The organism is Kitasatospora sp. NPDC051164 (assembly GCF_044455625.1).
In the GTDB taxonomy this organism is placed as follows: Bacteria; Actinomycetota; Actinomycetes; order Streptomycetales; family Streptomycetaceae; genus Kitasatospora.
In genome coordinates this window covers 391802-408560 of the sequence record NZ_JBITFB010000004.1, presented here as the reverse complement: position 1 = coordinate 408560, position 16759 = coordinate 391802, and the positions used below count along the sequence as shown (strand labels likewise).

The 16759-nt window shown below is 72.4% G+C and carries 21 protein-coding genes; 7 read left to right on the top strand and 14 right to left on the bottom strand.

What is annotated here, in order from left to right:
* Positions 1-145 precede the first annotated feature (145 nt).
* On the top strand, positions 146-1528 hold the full coding sequence (locus ACIBEC_RS08955; RefSeq protein WP_360504275.1) for a glycine--tRNA ligase: 1383 nt from the start codon (positions 146-148) through the stop codon (positions 1526-1528).
* Positions 1529-1622: 94 nt separating this feature from the next.
* On the opposite strand, the gene ACIBEC_RS08950 is transcribed toward ACIBEC_RS08955, so the two are convergent.
* From ACIBEC_RS08950 to ACIBEC_RS08925, 6 genes are all read right to left on the bottom strand, one after another.
* On the bottom strand, positions 1623-2774 hold the full coding sequence (locus ACIBEC_RS08950) for a hypothetical protein (protein WP_360504274.1): 1152 nt from the start codon (positions 2772-2774) through the stop codon (positions 1623-1625).
* Between the two features lie 68 nt (positions 2775-2842).
* Positions 2843-4042, bottom strand: a complete 1200-nt coding sequence (locus ACIBEC_RS08945; RefSeq protein ID WP_360504272.1) for a hypothetical protein — start codon at positions 4040-4042, stop codon at positions 2843-2845.
* The gene (locus ACIBEC_RS08940) at positions 4039-4617 is read right to left on the bottom strand and encodes an NADAR family protein (protein WP_360504270.1); all 579 of its coding nucleotides are present in this window, start codon (positions 4615-4617) and stop codon (positions 4039-4041) included. The genes ACIBEC_RS08945 and ACIBEC_RS08940 overlap by 4 nt, the downstream gene beginning before the upstream one ends.
* A 244-nt stretch (positions 4618-4861) precedes the next feature.
* Positions 4862-5968: a beta-eliminating lyase-related protein gene (locus tag ACIBEC_RS08935; RefSeq protein WP_360504268.1), complete on the bottom strand. Its 1107-nt coding sequence runs from the start codon at positions 5966-5968 to the stop codon at positions 4862-4864.
* Positions 5969-6275: 307 nt separating this feature from the next.
* Positions 6276-6527 carry a 4-oxalocrotonate tautomerase DmpI gene (gene dmpI, locus ACIBEC_RS08930; RefSeq protein WP_360504342.1) on the bottom strand — a complete coding sequence of 84 codons (252 nt, stop codon included), beginning with the start codon at positions 6525-6527 and terminating at the stop codon, positions 6276-6278.
* A gap of 40 nt (positions 6528-6567) precedes the next feature.
* Positions 6568-7506, bottom strand: coding sequence for a LysR family transcriptional regulator (locus tag ACIBEC_RS08925; RefSeq protein ID WP_360504266.1), 939 nt, complete (start codon positions 7504-7506; stop codon positions 6568-6570).
* Positions 7507-7613: 107 nt separating this feature from the next.
* Between ACIBEC_RS08925 and ACIBEC_RS08920 the strand changes: the two genes are divergently transcribed.
* The 3 genes from ACIBEC_RS08920 to ACIBEC_RS08910 all read left to right on the top strand — a co-directional run bounded on the left by ACIBEC_RS08920 (position 7614) and on the right by ACIBEC_RS08910 (position 8800).
* A complete protein-coding gene (locus ACIBEC_RS08920; RefSeq protein WP_360504264.1) occupies positions 7614-8141 on the top strand; it encodes an ATP-binding protein in 528 nt (175 codons plus the stop codon).
* On the top strand, positions 8138-8281 hold the full coding sequence (locus ACIBEC_RS08915) for a hypothetical protein (RefSeq protein WP_360504262.1): 144 nt from the start codon (positions 8138-8140) through the stop codon (positions 8279-8281). The genes ACIBEC_RS08920 and ACIBEC_RS08915 overlap by 4 nt, the downstream gene beginning before the upstream one ends.
* Before the next feature lie 90 nt (positions 8282-8371).
* Positions 8372-8800, top strand: coding sequence for an ML domain-containing protein (locus tag ACIBEC_RS08910; RefSeq protein ID WP_360504261.1), 429 nt, complete (start codon positions 8372-8374; stop codon positions 8798-8800).
* 17 nt (positions 8801-8817) lie between these two features.
* Here the strand turns inward: ACIBEC_RS08910 and ACIBEC_RS08905 are convergent, their stop codons facing one another.
* The gene (locus ACIBEC_RS08905; protein WP_360504259.1) at positions 8818-9255 is read right to left on the bottom strand and encodes a nucleoside deaminase; all 438 of its coding nucleotides are present in this window, start codon (positions 9253-9255) and stop codon (positions 8818-8820) included.
* A complete protein-coding gene (locus tag ACIBEC_RS08900; protein ID WP_360504257.1) occupies positions 9252-10073 on the bottom strand; it encodes an LLM class flavin-dependent oxidoreductase in 822 nt (273 codons plus the stop codon). The genes ACIBEC_RS08905 and ACIBEC_RS08900 overlap by 4 nt, the downstream gene beginning before the upstream one ends.
* A gap of 93 nt (positions 10074-10166) precedes the next feature.
* Here ACIBEC_RS08900 and ACIBEC_RS08895 point away from each other — a divergent pair, with 93 nt between their 5' ends.
* Positions 10167-10613 carry an Lrp/AsnC family transcriptional regulator gene (locus ACIBEC_RS08895; protein ID WP_360504255.1) on the top strand — a complete coding sequence of 149 codons (447 nt, stop codon included), beginning with the start codon at positions 10167-10169 and terminating at the stop codon, positions 10611-10613.
* A gap of 140 nt (positions 10614-10753) precedes the next feature.
* Positions 10754-11881 (top strand): serine hydrolase domain-containing protein, encoded by a 1128-nt coding sequence (locus ACIBEC_RS08890; protein ID WP_360504253.1) that lies wholly within the window; start codon positions 10754-10756, stop codon positions 11879-11881.
* A 37-nt stretch (positions 11882-11918) separates the two neighbouring features.
* Here the strand turns inward: ACIBEC_RS08890 and ACIBEC_RS08885 are convergent, their stop codons facing one another.
* From ACIBEC_RS08885 to ACIBEC_RS08870, 4 genes are all read right to left on the bottom strand, one after another.
* Positions 11919-12158, bottom strand: a complete 240-nt coding sequence (locus ACIBEC_RS08885) for a hypothetical protein (RefSeq protein ID WP_360504251.1) — start codon at positions 12156-12158, stop codon at positions 11919-11921.
* Between the two features lie 71 nt (positions 12159-12229).
* Positions 12230-12628, bottom strand: coding sequence for a type II toxin-antitoxin system VapC family toxin (locus ACIBEC_RS08880; RefSeq protein ID WP_360504340.1), 399 nt, complete (start codon positions 12626-12628; stop codon positions 12230-12232).
* An 18-nt stretch (positions 12629-12646) separates the two neighbouring features.
* The gene (locus ACIBEC_RS08875) at positions 12647-12940 is read right to left on the bottom strand and encodes a type II toxin-antitoxin system prevent-host-death family antitoxin (RefSeq protein WP_360504249.1); all 294 of its coding nucleotides are present in this window, start codon (positions 12938-12940) and stop codon (positions 12647-12649) included.
* A 245-nt stretch (positions 12941-13185) separates the two neighbouring features.
* Complete coding sequence (locus ACIBEC_RS08870) at positions 13186-14676, bottom strand: MFS transporter (RefSeq protein ID WP_360504247.1); 1491 nt, start codon at positions 14674-14676, stop codon at positions 13186-13188.
* 102 nt (positions 14677-14778) lie between these two features.
* Between ACIBEC_RS08870 and ACIBEC_RS08865 the strand changes: the two genes are divergently transcribed.
* Entirely contained in the window at positions 14779-15708 is a 930-nt protein-coding gene (locus ACIBEC_RS08865; RefSeq protein ID WP_360504245.1) for a helix-turn-helix transcriptional regulator, read from the top strand.
* On the opposite strand, the gene ACIBEC_RS08860 is transcribed toward ACIBEC_RS08865, so the two are convergent.
* The gene (locus ACIBEC_RS08860; protein WP_360504243.1) at positions 15705-16121 is read right to left on the bottom strand and encodes a hypothetical protein; all 417 of its coding nucleotides are present in this window, start codon (positions 16119-16121) and stop codon (positions 15705-15707) included. The two genes, ACIBEC_RS08865 and ACIBEC_RS08860, sit on opposite strands and share 4 nt — an antisense overlap.
* A complete protein-coding gene (locus ACIBEC_RS08855; RefSeq protein ID WP_360504241.1) occupies positions 16118-16678 on the bottom strand; it encodes a hypothetical protein in 561 nt (186 codons plus the stop codon). Before ACIBEC_RS08855 ends, ACIBEC_RS08860 begins: the two co-directional genes overlap by 4 nt.
* Between the last annotated feature and the right edge of the window lie 81 nt (positions 16679-16759).

The window sequence follows — 16759 nt, the reverse complement described above, 5'->3', positions numbered from 1 at the left end:
ACGGGTGAACGGGGGGTGGCGAAGAGTGGGGGCGGCCGGACGATACCGATTTGAATCACGTACCCATATGGCCGGTAACCTGAGGTATTCGGGTACGCGCAACCAGCCGTGCCCTGACCGTGCCGTACGTACTGAAGAGAGCACTGTGGCCGCCGACAAGATCGACACGATCGTCAGCCTGAGCAAGCGCCGTGGCTTCGTCTACCCCTGCAGCGAGATCTACGGCGGCACGCGTGCCGCCTGGGACTACGGACCGCTGGGTGTCGAGCTCAAGGAGAACATCAAGCGCCAGTGGTGGCGCGCGATGGTCCAGGCCCGCGAGGACGTCGTCGGCCTCGACTCGTCGGTGATCCTGGCCCGCGAGGTGTGGGAGGCCTCCGGCCACGTCGCGACCTTCAACGACCCGCTGACCGAGTGCCTCTCCTGCCACAAGCGCCACCGGGCCGACCACCTGGAAGAGAAGTACGAGGCCAAGCACGGCTTCCCGCCGCCGAACGGCCTCAAGGACGTCAACTGCCCCGACTGCGGCACCAAGGGCCAGTTCACGGAGCCCAAGGACTTCTCGGGCATGCTGAAGACCCACCTCGGCGTCACCGAGGAGGCCAGCGGCCTCGCGTTCCTGCGCCCCGAGACGGCGCAGGGCATCTTCACCAACTTCAAGGCCGTCCAGACCACCTCGCGCAAGAAGCCGCCGTTCGGCATCGCCCAGACCGGCAAGAGCTTCCGCAACGAGATCACCCCCGGCAACTTCATCTTCCGCACCCGCGAGTTCGAGCAGATGGAGATGGAGTTCTTCGTCAAGCCGGGCGAGGACGAGCAGTGGCACGAGTACTGGCTCCAGCAGCGCTGGGACTGGTATGTCGACCTCGGCCTGCGCACCGAGAACATGCGCTTCTTCGAGCACCCGAAGGAGAAGCTCTCCCACTACGCCAAGCGCACGGTGGACATCGAGTACCGCTTCAACTTCGGTGGCAGCGAGTTCTCCGAGCTCGAGGGCGTCGCCAACCGCACCGACTACGACCTGCGGGTGCACAGCGAGGCGTCCGGCCAGGACCTGAAGTACTTCGACCAGGAGAGCGGCGAGCGGTACTTCCCGTACGTCATCGAGCCGGCGGCCGGCCTCAACCGCGCCATGCTCGCCTTCCTGATCGACGCCTACTTCGAGGACGAGGCGCCCAACGCCAAGGGCGTCATGGAGAAGCGCGTCGGCATGCGGCTCGACCCGCGCCTGGCCCCGGTCAAGGTCGCCGTCCTGCCGCTGTCGCGCAACGCCGACCTCTCCCCGAAGGCCCGCGGCCTCGCCGCCGACCTGCGCACCGCCTGGAACGTCGAGTTCGACGACGCCGGCGCGATCGGCAAGCGCTACCGCCGCCAGGACGAGATCGGCACGCCGTTCTGCGTCACCGTCGACTTCGACACCCTCGAGGACAATGCGGTGACCATCCGCGACCGCGACACCATGTCGCAGGAGCGCGTCTCGCTGGACCAGGTCAAGGCGTACCTGGGTGCGCGCCTGATCGGCTGCTAGGACGGGTCCGCCTGTTCGGGGAGCCCCCGACCGCCCTGATCTCGGGGCGGTCGGGGGCTCCCCGCTGTGTGCGGCCTCGCTGCGGCGGCAGCCGTTACCTGCGTCCCCAGCGGGAGCGGGGGGCTGTGGGCGGGGTGGTCGGCAGGCCGGCCGCGCGGAGGGCGGCGAGGGTGGTGCGGTGGCGGGGCCCGCCGGCGCGGAGTGCGTCCAGCAGCTCGCCGTACAGGTTCCGGCTGCCGGCGCCGTCAAACGCGGCCGCCAGGCGCACCAGTTCGACGGGCGGGCGGAGCGCCGCCAGTTCCTGCAGTAGGTCCGTGGCGAGCGCCGGCGGCAGCTCGGTGACGAGGTCGGCGAGGTCGGCGGTGGGACGGCCGGCCGCCTGGCGCAGCAGCGTCCGGACGTCGCCGGGGCGGCCGTGCTGCTGGAGGCAGGCGGCGAGGGACGTCAGCTCGGGCGTCGGCGCCGAGCCCCACTCCCACAGGAGCGTCGCGCCGTCCGCGTTCTGCCCCGCCTGCTCCAGCGCCGAGAGGAGCCCCGGGACGGAGGCGGCCGGGTAGGCCCAGAAGGCGTGGAACAGTTCGGCCGCCTCCACGGTCAGGCCCAGCTCGCGCAGCTCCGCCAGGACGGCGACGGCGTGCTCGGGCGCGGCCTGCGCGGTGCTGCGGGCGAGGTGGAGGGAGGCACCGGTCGGGCCGTACTGGGCGAGCATGCCGACCAACAGTGCGGCGTCGGCGGGCTCCAGGCGGGCCGCCGCCTGGTCGAGCAGCTCCTCGGCCTCGGTGAGGGCGCCGGTGCGGTGGAGGGTGGAGATCCGCTCGGTGAGGGCGCCGATGTCGGGGCGGGCGGGGGAGGGCGGGGCCTGCCGGGGCGAGGGTTGCGGCTGCGGCTCCGGCTGATGCGCCGGTTCCGGCTCCGGTCGGTACTGCTGGTGCGGGTACTGCTGGTGTGGGTCCTGCTCTCCGTGTCTGAGTCGTGTCTCCAAGGCCTCCAACTGGTCGCTGAGTTGGAGGCACCGGGCGCCCAACCCCTCGCGGAGGGTGCGGGCCTGGGCGAGTTGCCGCAGCAGGTCACCGTCCGGCCGCTGGCGCCCCGGGCTCGCCCGGATCGCCTCGTTCAGTCGCCGTTCACGCTGACTCGCGTAACGGCTCGCACGGAGTAACTCGTCCAGCTCTGCGCGGAGTTCGGCGGCTTGTCGCTCGCCCCCCAGCTGTTGGCCTGCGGGTTGTGCCGTCGGCCGCATGCGCATGATCGCCCCAACCTGTCCATCCAGACCCTGACTGCAGGACATCCTGGCGTTGGTATGTGGCTGGGGAGTTAAGAGCGCACGACCAGTCGTGTCCGAGTGGTGTCAAGGAGCGCGCAGAGGGCGGTCATTGCAAGAAGTGCGCCGGTCGCGCTCCGTAGGAGGGTCGCCTCGTAGTACGGGCCGGGGGCGAGGGCGGCGACGGCATACCCGACCACGGCACCTGCGGCCGCGGGCAGGAGAAGGCGCAGGGTGTCCCGCCGGGCTGCCGATCCGATCACCAAGAGTCCAGCGAGCGCGGCGAGTTGGGGTGTGCCGAAGGTCTCGGCGTAGCGGATCGCCAGGGCTGGGACGAGGAAGAGCGTGAGCGCCCGGCCGATGGTCTCGGTGAGGGTGGCGGTGCGGGGGGCGGCCGGCGGTGTGACGGAGCGGGCCGCGAGGCGGGCGGCCGTGTGGCGGGTGGCTGCGAGGCGGCTGTCGGCGAGGCGGGTGCCTACGAGAACCGTCAACGCGACTGCGGCGGAGAGGAGATGGCCGCCGATCCGGGCGAGGTTGTAGAGCAGCGCGGTGTCGTACAGCACCAGCATCAACTGCCCGTACGCCCACAGGTCGAGCGCGAAGAGGAACGGGTGGCGGCGGGCGGGGCGGTCGCCGGCCGGTTCGTGCCGGGCCAACCAGACGATCAGCTGCGGTGTGACGGCGGCGGAGAGCACGCGCAGGGCGAGGTCGTCCATGGTGTACGGATTCCGCAGGTCCCACTCGACCGCGCAGAACGCCACGGTGTACGAGACGGCGGCGAGCGGGACCAGCGGCGAACGGGCCAGCCGGACGTACAGCTCGCGGTCCAGCCGCCGGACGACCGACACGAACGCCAGGAGGACGAGCGGCAGTTCGAGGAACGCCTGCACCCGCAGGACGGACGGCGCCAACAGTTCCGGCGCCGGGAAGCGGGCGGCGAGGGAGTCGAGGGCGCTGAGGCGGGGGACATCGAACCAGCCGGGCGGCAGGTAGCGGGCGATGAAGGACGGGTCCCCGCCGTGGACCCGGTTCACGTAGACGGCGACCAGGAGCTGGTTGAGGTAGATGAGCGCGACGATGGCGGCCAGTACCGCCTCCGGCCCGATCGCGCCCCGGCGGCTGGGCCGGGCCCCGGCCCGCAGCACCGGCACCTCTGGCGTCTTCGACGCCTTCGGCACCCCCGGAGCCAGGAGCAGGGCGGCGGCGGCCGAAGCCGCCACCGTCCCGTCCAGCAGCGGAGCGACCGTGCTCATGCGGCCAGCCGCGCCCGCGCCTCCATCAACGCGAAGCCGAGCAGGTTCAGCCCGCGCCACTCGCTGGGCTGCTGCGCCCGGATGTCGTCGGCCGCGAGCCCGATCCCCCAGATCCGGTCCACCGGACTGGCCTCGACCAGCACCCGGCTGCCGGTGCCCAGCAGGTACGCGCGCAGCGACTCGTCCTGCCCGAACTTCGCGACGTTGCCCGCCACCACCAGCTCGAACCGCCCGGCCACCCAGACCTCGTCGTCGAAGTCCTTGACCAGCCGCCCCAGCTTCTTCGCCTCGGCGGGCGTCCGGGCCTTCAGCACCTGCTGCGCGATGTCCTCGTCCCCGAACATCCGGGCCTTGCCGGCCATTATCCAGTGCTCGGCGGAGGCGTACGTCACCCCGTCGACGGTGAACTCGCCGGGCCACCACTGGCTCATGCACTCCTGTCGGGTGCCGCCGTCCTTGCGTGCGGTGTGCCCCCAGAACATCACCCACTTCGGGTGCACCCCGTCGGCCATCAGCGCAGCCAGCTCCTCACGGCTGCGGACGGCGGCAGGGTTCCCCACGTGCATCTCGCTCATATCGTCATAGTGACACAAAGGGTCTGGTGCTCGCGAACCGTTTGATTGCGGCGTATCACCTTGAGCAGAACTGACCAGCGGGGTGGGTCGGCCCCGTTCGCTCTCCTGCCTCGTGACGACGGCCCGCCGGGCCCGCCTGTCCATCGCCGAGACTGTTCATTGGCTACGCGAACTCGGAGTCGAAATCCCCGAAGCCGCCGACAGCATCCGCGCAGCCCTGGCCCGGGTGCCTCGGGAGATCCCGTCAGCCGGCCGCGGCCAGCTCCAGGAACCGTAGTCCGACCGCCGTCACCTCGTCCGCCGTCCACCCCTGGGCCGGTCCGCCGAGGCTGACCTCGGCCATGGCGAGGCCGGGGGCGGCGTCCTGCCAGTAGCCGATGAACCAGGTGTCCTCCTGCTCGGCGAGGGTCAGGTGGGCGGCGTTCAGTGCCTCGGCCGGGTGCGGCAGCCAGAGCTGGAATTCGTGGGTCGGCGGGACCTCCGGGTAGAGGCGGGCGCCCGGGAGTGCGGCGAGGGCCTGGGTGAGCGTCGCAGCATGGCGGGTGTAGTCGGCGAGGTGGGGGAGGACGGTGTCCATGCCGTGGAGCGCGGCGAGGGCGGCCGGCCACTGCTGGAAGAGCTGGCCGCCGTAGCGGTGGCGCCAGGTGCGGGCGTAGGCGGTGAGGGCGGCGTCTCCGGCGAGAGCGGCCCCGCTCATGCTGCCGAGGTCCTTGTAGTAGGAGACGTAGACGCTGTCGGCGAGGGCGGCGATCTCGTCGAGCTGCCTGTCGAAGTGGACTGTGGTGTTCCAGAGGCGCGCGCCGTCGAAGTGCACCCGGGCGCCGGTTTCGCGGGCGGCGGCGACGAGTTCGGTCAGCTCGTCCCAGGTGGGGAGGAGGTAGCCGGGGTCGCGCAGCGGGAGTTCGACCGTGAGGGTGCCGAAGGGCTCGCCGAGCGCGCGGAGTTCCTCGGCGGTCGGCTGGCGCTGCTCGGTGGTGGGCCAGAGGCCGCGTAGGCCGGTGAGCTGGGTGTAGGCGTGGCGCTCGTGGCGTTCGATGTGGCTGAGCGGGTGGAGGACGACGGCGGGGTTGCCGGTGCGTTCGGCGTGGTAGCGCAGGGCGACCTGCTGCGCCATGGTGCCGGTGGGGAAGAAGACCGCGTCTTCCTTGCCGAGCAGAGCGGCGGTCCGTTCCTCCAGTTGTCGCACCGGGCCGTCGCTGCCGTAGAAGTCGGGGAAGACGTCCAGGCCGTCCAGGGCGGTGAGTTGGGCGAGGCGCTCGCGGATGCTCATGATGCGGTCGCCGGAGAGGAACCGCTTGCAGGACATGCGGGCCGCGCGTCGCCGGTGGATCTTGCTCTGGTCATCGGTCATCCGGGGATTGTCAGGCCGATGGCGGGGTCGGACCAACTGGTTTTCGGGCCAACCGGTTTTCCCGGCACCGGGCCCGGCCGGGGTCGTGGCGGCGCAGCGGACGGGAGTCGACGGCCCCCGCGCCCGCCCCGGTCGCGACCGAGGATGCTGCTGCGGCGAGCAGGGAGGTGCGGGGGCGGGTCGGTAACGTCATGAGGTGCGAGCAGGGGAGGGTCGACGTCGTCGGGGCGGGCCGTCCACTCGATGCCGCCGGGCGGCGGCGGGCGGAGTGGGAGCGGCCGCATCCCCGTCGTCCGTTGGCCGGTGGCTACCGGTCCGCGGTGAGCTTGCCGGCCGCAGCCCAGTTCTCGGCCGGGTATTCCTGGATCCACACGAACACGCTCTCGGCGGGGACCTCCAGGGCCTCCACGAAGGCCTCGGTGACCTTCTTGACCAGCTCGCGCTTCTGCTCGACCTCGCGCGGGCCCTGCTGAATGGTGACGATCGGCATCTTCGGCTCCTGACCGGTTCCTGTGGGGTGTTCCTGCCGGGTTTTCCGGCTGAGAACAGTCCACCCGATCGGGCCGCCCGCACCCAGACCCGAATCGCTCTGGCAGCGATCACGAATCCTGATCGTCCCTGGTCGGGCTGGTCGGGCTGGTCGGGCTGGTCACGGCCGTCTGGCGGCAGGCTTGCAGGAGCAGCCGAGGGAGCGGGGCGGAGCGTCGTACGGCGATCGAGGTCGGGAGGGTCAGCGGGGTTCGGCAGGGGCGGAAAGCGATCCGGTGGGTGTTCGTCATCCGGGCGTTGGCGGCGTACACCACCGTCCACATCGGGGTTCCGGTGCCGATCGCGGCGAGGGTGTCCTGGAGGGTGCCGCCGTGGGCCGGTCCGAGGACCGGCTGGAAGCCCGCCTGCACGCAGGCGTCCGTCACCAGGTCCACCAGCGCCGGGTGGTTGCGGCGTTCGGTCAGCCGCAGTGGCAGGGCGGCGAGGTCCGCGAGGTCGATGTCGGGCTGCTCGGCGAGGGCATGCCGGGCGGGGAGGGCGAGCACCAGCTCGTCCTGCCAGACGGGCAGGAAGCGGAGTTCGGTGTTGCTCTCGGGGATGGCGCCGCGCACGAAGGCGGCGTCGAGGCGGCCGTCCGCCAGTCGGGCGAGCCGTTCCCGTACCGGGGCGGAGTGGAGTTCGACGCGCACGCCGGGGGCCCGCCGCTGGTAGGTGTCCAGGATCAGGTCGAGCCGCTCGCCGAGTCCGGTGATGGTGCCGAGCCGGAGCACGGCGGGTGTGGCGGCCTCGGCGGCGAGGTCGGCGGCGAGGGCGCGGGCGGCGTCCTCGGCGGCCAGGACGTCCCGGGCGGCGGGCAGGAAGCGGTCGCCGGCCGGGGTCAGTCGGACGTACCGGGGCGAGCGGTCGAACAACTCGACCTTCAACTCCCGCTCCAGGCGCCGGACCTGTTGGCTCACGGCGGGCTGGCCGAGCAGCAGCTTCTCGGCGGCCCGGCCGAAGTGCAGTTCCTCGGCGACGGCGACGAAGCAGCGCAGCTGCCGTAGCTCCATGCGGTCCGGTCCCCCTGCTCGATGTGCCGACGGGCCCATGGTCGCAGGTCGGGGCCGCGCGGAAAATGCGGTGGCCGTCCGCTCGGCTTCCCTGTCACGATCCCGCGGTGACTACGTTGTTCCTGATGGTCGGCCTGCCAGGGGCCGGAAAGACCACGATGGCCCGGCAGCTCGCCGAGGAGCAGGGCGCGCTGCGGCTGACGCCCGACGACTGGATGATTCCGCTGTTCGGCGCTTCGGAGGCGGACGGGAAGCGAGACGTGCTGGAGGGGCGCATGCTCTGGCTCGCCTTGGAGGCGGTCAGGCTGGGCACCAACGTCGTGGTGGACTACGGCTGTTGGTCGCGGGAGGAGCGGTCTGCGATCCGCTGGCTGGTGGAGTCCCAGGGGGCGTGCTTCCGGATGCTCTACCTGCCGGTGGACGACGGGACCCAGCGTGCCCGGATCGCCCATCGCTGGGCGACCACTCCCGAGGAGACGTTCCCGATGACAGAGGCGGACATCCTGGCCGGGCGGGCGCACTTCGAGGAGCCGGACGCGGCGGAGCTGGAAGGCCTCGGGGTCGCTGCCGGCCCGCCGTCCGGCTGGGCGGACTGGCGGGAGTGGGCCGCGAACCGGTGGCCGTCGTTCGCGTGACCGTTCCATGGCGCTTCGGGCTCTTCTGGTACCGCCTCCTGGTCGAGCACCAGCCCCTCGAACTCGCCCTGGCCGCCGCCCACGTCGACCAGCTCCTGAACGGCCTCCTCGCGGGCGGATCAGCCGTTCGAGTGGTTTGAATAGCGCGTCGCGTTGGTGCGGGCCGTCGGCGCACCAGACTGGGCAGCCGTTGCCGTGCTCAACTCCCCTTGTCACCCATGGAGGTTCCGATGTCCGGTTGGGACTACACGAACGCCGGTTCGCCGACGGACCCGTTGCAGATCAACGGCATCACGGTCACCCCGGACCCTCCCGCCCCGGGGCAGACCAGTGTCTTCACCGTCAACGCGACGGTGCAGGAGCCGATCGCGGACGGCGCCTACGTCGACGTCACCGTCAAGCTGGGTCTGATCAAGGTGCTGACCAAGCAGTTCGACCTCCTCGCCGAACTGCGCGGTGAGGGCAGCCTCAAGCTGGCCTGCGACACCAGCGACGGCAAGAGCCCGATCCCGAAGGGCGACACGAGGCTGACCCTCACCCTGGACCTGCCGCGGGAGACCCCGCAGGCGAAGTTCAACGTCGCCGTTCGCGGCTTCACGGTGGATGACGACGATCTGCTGGCGCTCGACGTCAAGATCGACTTCCTCAAGAGCCGTTGAGATCTCGTTCCGAACGATCAACGGGGCCGGTAGTAGGCCTCGATGGGGGCCCGGGCTTCCCCGTGCAGCGCCGGGCCCTCCTCCGCCACCACCGGCCACGCCCCCGACTCCGGGTTGAGCTCCACGAGTTGCTCCGTCGACAGCGCGTACACCACCCGGCCGATGCCCGAGCGGACGAGGCCGCCGCCGCACATCCCGCACGGCTGGCAGCTGGTGTACATCGTGGTGCGGGCGGTCGTCTCCGGGTCGAGTTCGCGGGCCGCCCAGCGGGCCAGCTTCAGCTCCGGGTGGGCCGTGATGTCGTTGTCGCGCCGCACGGTGTTGTGGGCCTCGGCGAGGATCTCGCCGTCCGGACCGGCCAGCAGGGAGCCGTACGGGGCGTCGCCCAGGGTGATGGCGCGGGCCGCGATGGCGATGGCCCGGCGCAGGAGGGTCTCGTCGGCTTCGGTGATCACGAGGTTGCTGCCTTCCAGTGGGTGGCCACGGTGGTGATGGCCTGCCAGGCCGTCTGCGGCCGGAGGGTCTCCTCCGGGTCCCCGTGGTAGGGGTCGAACACGACGGTCTCGGCGCCGAGATCACGCAACTGCCGCAGATCGTCGAGGATCTGCTCGATGCTGCCGACACCGGCCGGCCGCTCGAGGCCCTCGACCGGGGCGGTCGTCAGCCGCAGGGCGATGCGGGGCGCGAAGCCCGGCATCGGGTGCCCGGCCAGCACCTCCTGCATCCGGGCCAGCGGCAGCCGCAGCGGGTGCCAGGCGTCGCCGAACCGGGCCGCCCGTCGGAGCGCCGCCTCGCTGTGGCCGCCGACCCAGACCGGTACGGACCCGTTCCGCCCGCCGTCCTGCCCGCCCCAGGCGTCCCGCAGCGTGCCCAGGTACTCGTCGGTCAGCCGGCCGCGCGCGGTGAACGGCACCCCGAGCGCGTCGAACTCCTGCCGCGCCCAGCCGACCCCCACGCCGAGGACGAACCGGCCGACGCTGAGCCGGTCGAGAGTACCGGCCATGCGCGCCACCAGCAGCGGGTTCCGGTAGGGCAGGATGAGCACGGTCGTGCCGAGCCGTAGGCCGGTGGTGATCCCGGCCAGCCAGGACAGCGTGGTGAACGGCTCGTAGAACGGCTCCGGGTACCGCTCGGCCACGTCCGGGGTCACCGCCACGTGGTCCGACACCATCAGGAGGTCGAAGCCGAGCCCCTCCACGGTCCTGGCCCACTCGCGCAGCACGCCGGGATCGGTCCCGGGCCCGAAATTGGGTACGTTGACGCCAAGTTGCATGCTTCGAGGCTATCCCCGTGATCATGGCGACCGGAACGGAGTCTTCCCGGTCCTGGGCGGCGGCCGCCGCGATTCTCCCGGTAGATTCGCCCCATGGCCGTGAATCTTGACGACACCGACTGGGCGATCATCGAGCAGCTGCAAGGGGAGGCCCGCATCTCCCTCAGCGAGCTGGGGCGGCGGGTGAGCCTCAGCGCGTCCGCCACCACCGAACGCGTCCGGAACCTGGAGTCGCTGGGCGTCCTCACCGGCTACCACGCGTCGGTGGACCTCGCGGCGGTCGGCTACCCCGTACTCGCCGTCGTCCGGCTGAAGTACCCGGGCAACCGCCACGAGCCGCTGCGCCGGCTGCTCGCCGAGCGGCGGGAGATCCTCGAGTGCCTGCGCACCACCGGTGACGACTGCTACACCCTGAAGGTCGCGGCGACCTCCATGGAACACCTGGAGACCCTCGTCGACGAACTGGCCGGCTTCGGCAGTACGACCACGAGTGTCGTCTACAGCCGGACCCTGCCGCTGCGCGGGCCCGCCCGGCCCTGAAGGCGAGGGCGAGGGGGAATGCGAGAGGCGAGGGCGAAGATGCTCCCTCGATCGGGGGAGGTCGTCCGCGAACCGTGCGACCAGACTGGCGATCGTGAGCAGGGAGGCCCTACTCCCCACGACCCCAGAGGAGTTCACTCATGCGTCAGCGCTTCCGCCACATGGCCCTCTCGCTCTCGGCCGTGGTCGCGGCGACGGTCGCGGCCGGCGTCCTGGCGGCACCCGGCGCCTCCGCCGGCGCCCGGCCGGACCCCGTACAGCGGGGACTGAACGCGCTGGTGCAGGCGGACGGTGTGCCCGCCGCGCTCGCGACCGTACGGGACCGCGACGGCCGGATCCGCCACTACACGGCGGGAGTGGGGGACCTGGCCGGCGGGGCGAAGGTGCCGGTCGACGGGCAGGTGCGGATCGGCAGCAACACCAAGACCTTCACCGCCGTTGTCGTGCTGCAGCTGGTGGCGGAGGGGAAGATCGACCTCGACGCCCCGGTCGACACCTACCTCCCCGGCGTGGTCCGCGGCGATGGCATCGACGGACGGCACCTCACCGTCCGCCAACTCCTGCAGCACACCAGCGGGTTGGCCGACTACGAGGGTCTCCTTGACGAAGCCTCCTTCCGGGACCGGTACTTCGAGCCCCGCGAACTCCTGGACCTCGCCCTCCGGCAGAAGCCCGACTTCGCGCCCGGGGAGAAGTTCGGCTACAGCAGCACCAATTACGTGCTCGCCGGCCTGATCGTCCAGAAGACCACCGGACGGCCGCTCGCCGAGGAGATCGACCGGCGCATCATCCGGCGCGTCGGACTGCGCCACACCTACTTCCCCGCCGTGGGCGACCGGACCATCCGGGAGGCCCACCCCAAGGGCTACCGGAAGGACACCGCCGACGGTCCGCTGCGCGACTTCACGGAGATGGACCCTTCGGCGGGCTGGGCCGCCGGGCAGATGATCTCCACCGACTCCGACCTCAACCGGTTCTTCTCCGCGCTGCTCGCCGGACGCCTCCTCCCGCCGGCCGAGCTCGCCCAGATGCGCACCACCGTCCCGGTCGGAGACACCGGCGTGGGCGCCGGGCTGGGGATCTTCAGTCGGCCGCTCTCCTGCGGCGGGGTCTACTGGGGTCACGGCGGCGACATCCCCGGGTACGAGACCCGGGGCGGTGCCACCGACGACGGCCGCGCCGTCAACATCGCGGTGACCACCGTCCCGACCGACTACGGCGTGACCCGGCACCTGGAGAGCGTCGTGGACACGGCGCTGTGCCGCTGAGCCGGGCCGGGGGCTTCATGCCGCCCCTGGTCGGGTGTCAGGAGTGGTACCGGTGCACCTCGTCGGTCACCAGGGCGGTGCCGTTGTGGAGGGACACACTCGAATAGGTCGCCCGCATGCGCGTGGCCCGGACGGTCAGCTGCTGTTCGATCAGCATCCCCGCCACGTCATCCGAGTGGAGCCGCCGCGCCCGCTCCCCCCCCCGGCGCACCAGGAACAGCGTGACGCCGGCGATGGCGGCGACGAGCGCGAGCAGGAACAGCAGGACGAAGCTCATGGCGTCAGTCTTCTCTGATCGCGAACGGACCACCGGCCCGGGTCCGCAGAAGCCGGCGCCCTGGCGAAGGATCATGCCGGGCCGGTGCCCGGCACCGCCCCCGGCGAGGCCACCGGAAGGTCCCGTTCGTCGGCTGCCTCGGCCAGGCGCTTGTCGTACGTGACGAACGCCGTGAGCGCGTGTTCCAGGTGCTCGGCACTGGCCAGGTGGGCGGCATCGAGTGCACGCAGGTGCCGGGTGGGGGACTGTCGTGCGGCTCGGAGGATCGGGTCGGAGAGCCGGACCCGGAGCAGCCGGTCGAGCAGTTCCTCCGAAGCATCGAGCAGCTCCCGGGTCGCGCCGACTCGGATGAGCGCCCGCGGGACCTCCACCTGGGCCAGCGCACTGGTCGCATGGCCCTCGGAGCCGTGTGAGGAGAGGTAGGTGCGCAGCGCGTCCGACTCCTCCTCCGGGACCAGGAGTTTGAGGATGGCAGGAGTCGAGGTAGATCACCGGTCCTGCTCCTCGCGCATGGCGTGGAGGGCGTCGGCGGCCGAGCCGAGGCGGACGTCGAGCACCGGTGGGGACCAGTCGGCCAGGCCACGGGCGGTGGCGGCGTTCTCCGGGTCGATGGTGCCGTCACGAACGAGGTCCTCCAGCACCCGCTGCTCGGGGTCCGGTGGCGCGAGTACGGCGATCAGCCGTCCGTTGCGGGTGATCTCGATGCGCTCGCCGGCCGCGACCCGGTCGACCAACTCGCTGGCGTGCTGCTGGAGCTGTCGGATGGGGACTCTGGCTGTCATGCGACTCACGGCAGGGCGGAACGTGCGGCGATTGCGAGGAACGTGCGTCGACTTCACGCGAACGGGTGGCACGCCCCGCCCGGGCGGACCGGCGGTCGGCTCGACGGGCCGCACCGCCGGAAACCGGCAGCGCAACGCCGAGGGTCGCATGGCCAGAAACCCGGCGGCGCAACGCCGACGGCCCCGCGATCGGTGTGCGATCGCGGGGCCGTCCGCCGCCGCCCGGGGCCCGGAGGCCCTGGGGGTCAGCCGATGGAGCGCGGGAGCCGGGTGGTCAGGTAGAGGATGGTGAACGAGCCGAGGAGCTGGATGCCCAGGCAGAGGGCGAGCGTGCGGCCCATGCCGAGGCTGGGGGAGAGCGACAGGTACAGGGTGCCGAGGGTGGCGACGCCGAGGGCGAGGCTGGACTGCTGGCCGGTGGCCAGGACGCCGCTGCCGACGCCGGCGCGGGTGGCGGGCACCTTGGAGAGGACGACCCGGAACAGCGGGGTGCCGATCAGGCCCTGCCCGATGCCCGCGAGGGCGACGCCCGGGGCCATCCGCAGCGGGGAGAAGTGCGCCCAGTCGGCGAGGACGGTCAGGGCGAGGGTGGCGAGGCCGGCGGCCTGGATGACGGCGCCGGCGCTGAGCACCCGGCTGCCCCAGCGGCCGATCAGGCGCGGGCCGGCGAGCGAGGCGCTGAAGTAGCCGACGGCCATCGGGACGAGCGCCCAGCCGGCCGCGATCGGGCCGAGCTTCAGGCCCTGCTGGAGGGCGACCGCGATGACGAACATGAAGCCGCCGAAGCCCGCGAAGTAGGGGAGTGCGATGCCGAGGCCGCGCCGCATCTCCGGGATGCGCAGCAGGGTCGGCGGCACCAGCGGGGTGTCCCCGCGCTGCTCGGCGCGGCGCTCGACCAGGGCGAAGGAGACGGCGAGGACGGGGAACAGCGCGAGCAGCACCCAGGACCACAGCGGCCAGCCGGCGGCCCGGCCCTCCATCAGCGGGATGAGCAGGGAGAGCAGCGTGCCGGTGAGCAGGACGGTGCCGGGCACGTCGACCCGGGCGGCCTGGGGGGCCTTGCTCTCCGGGACGTAGCGGACCGCGAGCACCACGGCGAGCAGCGCGAACGGCACGTTGAGCAGGAACACCGAGCGCCAGCCGGTGCCGAACAGGTCGGCGGCGACGAGCATTCCGCCGAGCACCTGCCCGATCACCACCGAGATCCCGCCGACCGCGCCGTACACGCTGAGCGCGCGGCCGCGCCGGGCGCCGTCGGTGGCGGCGGTGATGGTGCCGAGGACCTGGGGGATCAGCAGCGCGGCCGAGGCGCCCTGGGCGGCCCGGGCGGCGACCAGCGACCAGGCGTCGGGGGCGAGGCCGCAGGCCAGTGAGGTGAGGGCGAAGGTGGCGGCGCCGACGACGAAGAGCCGGCGGCGGCCGAAGATGTCGCCGAGGCGTCCGCCGAGGACGAGCAGCACGGCGAAGGCGATGCCGTAGCCGGCGGCGACCAGCTCCAGGACGGCGGGCCCGGCGGCCAGGTCCTTGTCGATGGTGGGCAGGGCGACGTTGACGATGAAGAAGTCGAGCATCGGCAGGAAGGCCCCGAGCAGGACGGTGACCAGCCCGGCGGTGCCGAGGGTGGGCGCGGCAAGGGTGGGAGTGCCGGTTCCGGGTGCGGAGGTGCGGGGGGCCGCGGTGCCGGGGGTGGTGGCGATGCGGTGCGGGGTTGGGGCGACGGCGAGTTGTTGGGTCACGGGTCATACGATGCGCCGCTCCGTACCCTGGTACCAGAGTGTGGTTATCCAGGTATAAGAAGTACCTGGCAACAGGCTGACGGTTGCCGCATGCTGGGGAGCATGAGCCTGATGACCCCCGCCGCGCAAGCCCGTCCGACCCAGGCCCGCACCGGCTCTGCCGGGCCGCACCCGGCCGCGCCGGGAACCCCGGGCACCCCGGTCAATCCCGGCGACGCCCGCCGGCACGAGTTGGCCGCGTTCCTGCGCAGCCGCCGTGAGCGGATCGCGCCCGAGCAGGTGGGCCTGCCGATGACCGGGCGCCGCCGTACGCCGGGGCTGCGGCGGGAGGAGGTCGCGCAGCTCGCCGCGGTCGGGGTGACCTGGTACACGTGGCTGGAGCAGGGGAGGGACATCCAGGTGTCCACCCAGGTGCTGGACGCGGTGGCCCGGGCACTGCTGCTGGACCCGAGCGAGCGCGCGCACCTGTTCACCCTGGCCGCCGCGGACGACCCGGCACCGGTCAAGGAGTGCCCCTCGGTGACCCCGAGCGTGCGGCTGGTGCTGGATCAGCTGGCGCCGTACCCGGCTCTGGTGGTCAACTCCCGGTACGACGTGCTGGCGTACAACGCGCAGTACACCGGGATCGTCGGCGACCTCGCCGCACTGCCGCCCGAGGACCGGAACCTGATGTGGATGGCGTTCACGCCCTCGCGGTTCCGCGACGTGCTGGTCGACTACCGGACCGAACGGCTCGGCATGGTGGCCCGGTTCCGCTCGGCGATGGCCGACCACAGCGCGGAGCCGGCCTGGAAGGTGCTGCTGGCCCGCGTGCTCAAGGCCTCGCCGGACTTCGCGGAGCTCTGGCAGCGGCACGACGTGATGCGGCCGGGCAACGGCATCAAGCGCTTCCAGGTGCCGGGTGTCGGCCTGCTGAGCTGCGAGTACACCAACTTCTGGCTCAGCCCCGCGCTCGGCACCCGGATCATCACCTACACCCCGCTGGACGACGGGACCCGCGCCCTGATGGACCGGCTGCCCACCGGGGTCTAGGTGCGGACGGCCGCGTCCCGCCCGAGCAGCAGGCACACCACGGCGAGCGGCAGCTCGACGCAGCCCGCCATGGCCAGCGCCGCGAGCACCGCGTGCCCCGGTCCGGCGCAGGCGATGTCGGCCAGCGCGTCCGAGGTGAGCAGCAGGGCCACCGCCGCGCCCGCCCACAGCGCGGCGGGGCTGCGCCGGCGCAGCAGCGCGTCCAGCGAGAGCAGGGCGGAGAACTCCACCAGGTCGAGCACGACCCACGGGGTCTCGTGGCAGAGGGCGAGGATCGTCAGCCAGGGCAGCAGGGCGACCGCCGCCATGACGGGCACCCGGGCGAAGCGCACGGGCAGGACGAACGAGGAGGCCGAACCGGCGAACGGGGCGCAGAGGCCGACGGGCCGGGCCGAGAGGACGGCGGTGCTCACGCCGCGCCCCCGACCCGACGGGCCGGAACCCGCTCCAGCGGCAGCCGCTCGGCCGGCCCGCCTGCCGGGTGTTCGACCAGCACCGTGTCGAACGGCCCCTCGGCCCAGGCGAGCCAGAACCGCCCGGCCACCGTGACCACCTCGGCCGCGACGGCGGACCGGACGGACCGGACCGACCCGGCGGACCGGACCGACCGGAACGCCCGCCGCCCGGCGAACACCACCGAGGGCGCCGTACCGTCGGCCGCCAGCCGGCCCCAGGCGAGCACGTGCCAGGCCCGCCCGCCGGACGGGCTGCGCCGCGCCCCGCGCAGGAGCTGCGGGGTGAGCCGGGCGGCGACCAGGACGTCGGCCAACTCGCCGTGCTGGTACAGCTCCAGCGCGGCCCGGCCGCGGCCGGACCCGACGCTGCGGACCGACCAGGGCCCGGCTCCGGCGGACAGCGTCCCCTCCGGCTCCGACGCCGGGAGGAGCGCGCCCCCGGGAGCACCCCCGTGGTTCCCGGGGACGGGCCGCCCGTGCGGCGGAGTGGCGGAGTGCGATGCGGTGCTCGTCATGGGCTCAAGCTTTCCGTCGGGCACCCCCTCCTGTCGGTGGTGTCCCGCCCCGGATTGGGGGTGTATCCAGGTACACCCCTA

Bases quoted from the DNA above. Each gene is read 5' to 3' on its own strand.
- ACIBEC_RS08950 (WP_360504274.1), bottom strand. From the start codon at position 2,774: ATGCGCATGCGGCCGACGGCACAACCCGCAGGCCAACAGCTGGGGGGC.
- ACIBEC_RS08945 (WP_360504272.1), bottom strand. From the start codon at position 4,042: ATGAGCACGGTCGCTCCGCTGCTGGACGGGACGGTGGCGGCTTCGGCC.
- ACIBEC_RS08940 (WP_360504270.1), bottom strand. From the start codon at position 4,617: ATGAGCGAGATGCACGTGGGGAACCCTGCCGCCGTCCGCAGCCGTGAG.
- ACIBEC_RS08935 (WP_360504268.1), bottom strand. From the start codon at position 5,968: ATGACCGATGACCAGAGCAAGATCCACCGGCGACGCGCGGCCCGCATG.
- ACIBEC_RS08925 (WP_360504266.1), bottom strand. From the start codon at position 7,506: ATGGAGCTACGGCAGCTGCGCTGCTTCGTCGCCGTCGCCGAGGAACTG.
- ACIBEC_RS08910 (WP_360504261.1), top strand. From the start codon at position 8,372: ATGTCCGGTTGGGACTACACGAACGCCGGTTCGCCGACGGACCCGTTG.
- ACIBEC_RS08900 (WP_360504257.1), bottom strand. From the start codon at position 10,073: ATGCAACTTGGCGTCAACGTACCCAATTTCGGGCCCGGGACCGATCCC.
- ACIBEC_RS08895 (WP_360504255.1), top strand. From the start codon at position 10,167: ATGGCCGTGAATCTTGACGACACCGACTGGGCGATCATCGAGCAGCTG.
- ACIBEC_RS08890 (WP_360504253.1), top strand. From the start codon at position 10,754: ATGCGTCAGCGCTTCCGCCACATGGCCCTCTCGCTCTCGGCCGTGGTC.
- ACIBEC_RS08885 (WP_360504251.1), bottom strand. From the start codon at position 12,158: ATGAGCTTCGTCCTGCTGTTCCTGCTCGCGCTCGTCGCCGCCATCGCC.
- ACIBEC_RS08875 (WP_360504249.1), bottom strand. From the start codon at position 12,940: ATGACAGCCAGAGTCCCCATCCGACAGCTCCAGCAGCACGCCAGCGAG.
- ACIBEC_RS08865 (WP_360504245.1), top strand. From the start codon at position 14,779: ATGAGCCTGATGACCCCCGCCGCGCAAGCCCGTCCGACCCAGGCCCGC.
- ACIBEC_RS08855 (WP_360504241.1), bottom strand. From the start codon at position 16,678: ATGACGAGCACCGCATCGCACTCCGCCACTCCGCCGCACGGGCGGCCC.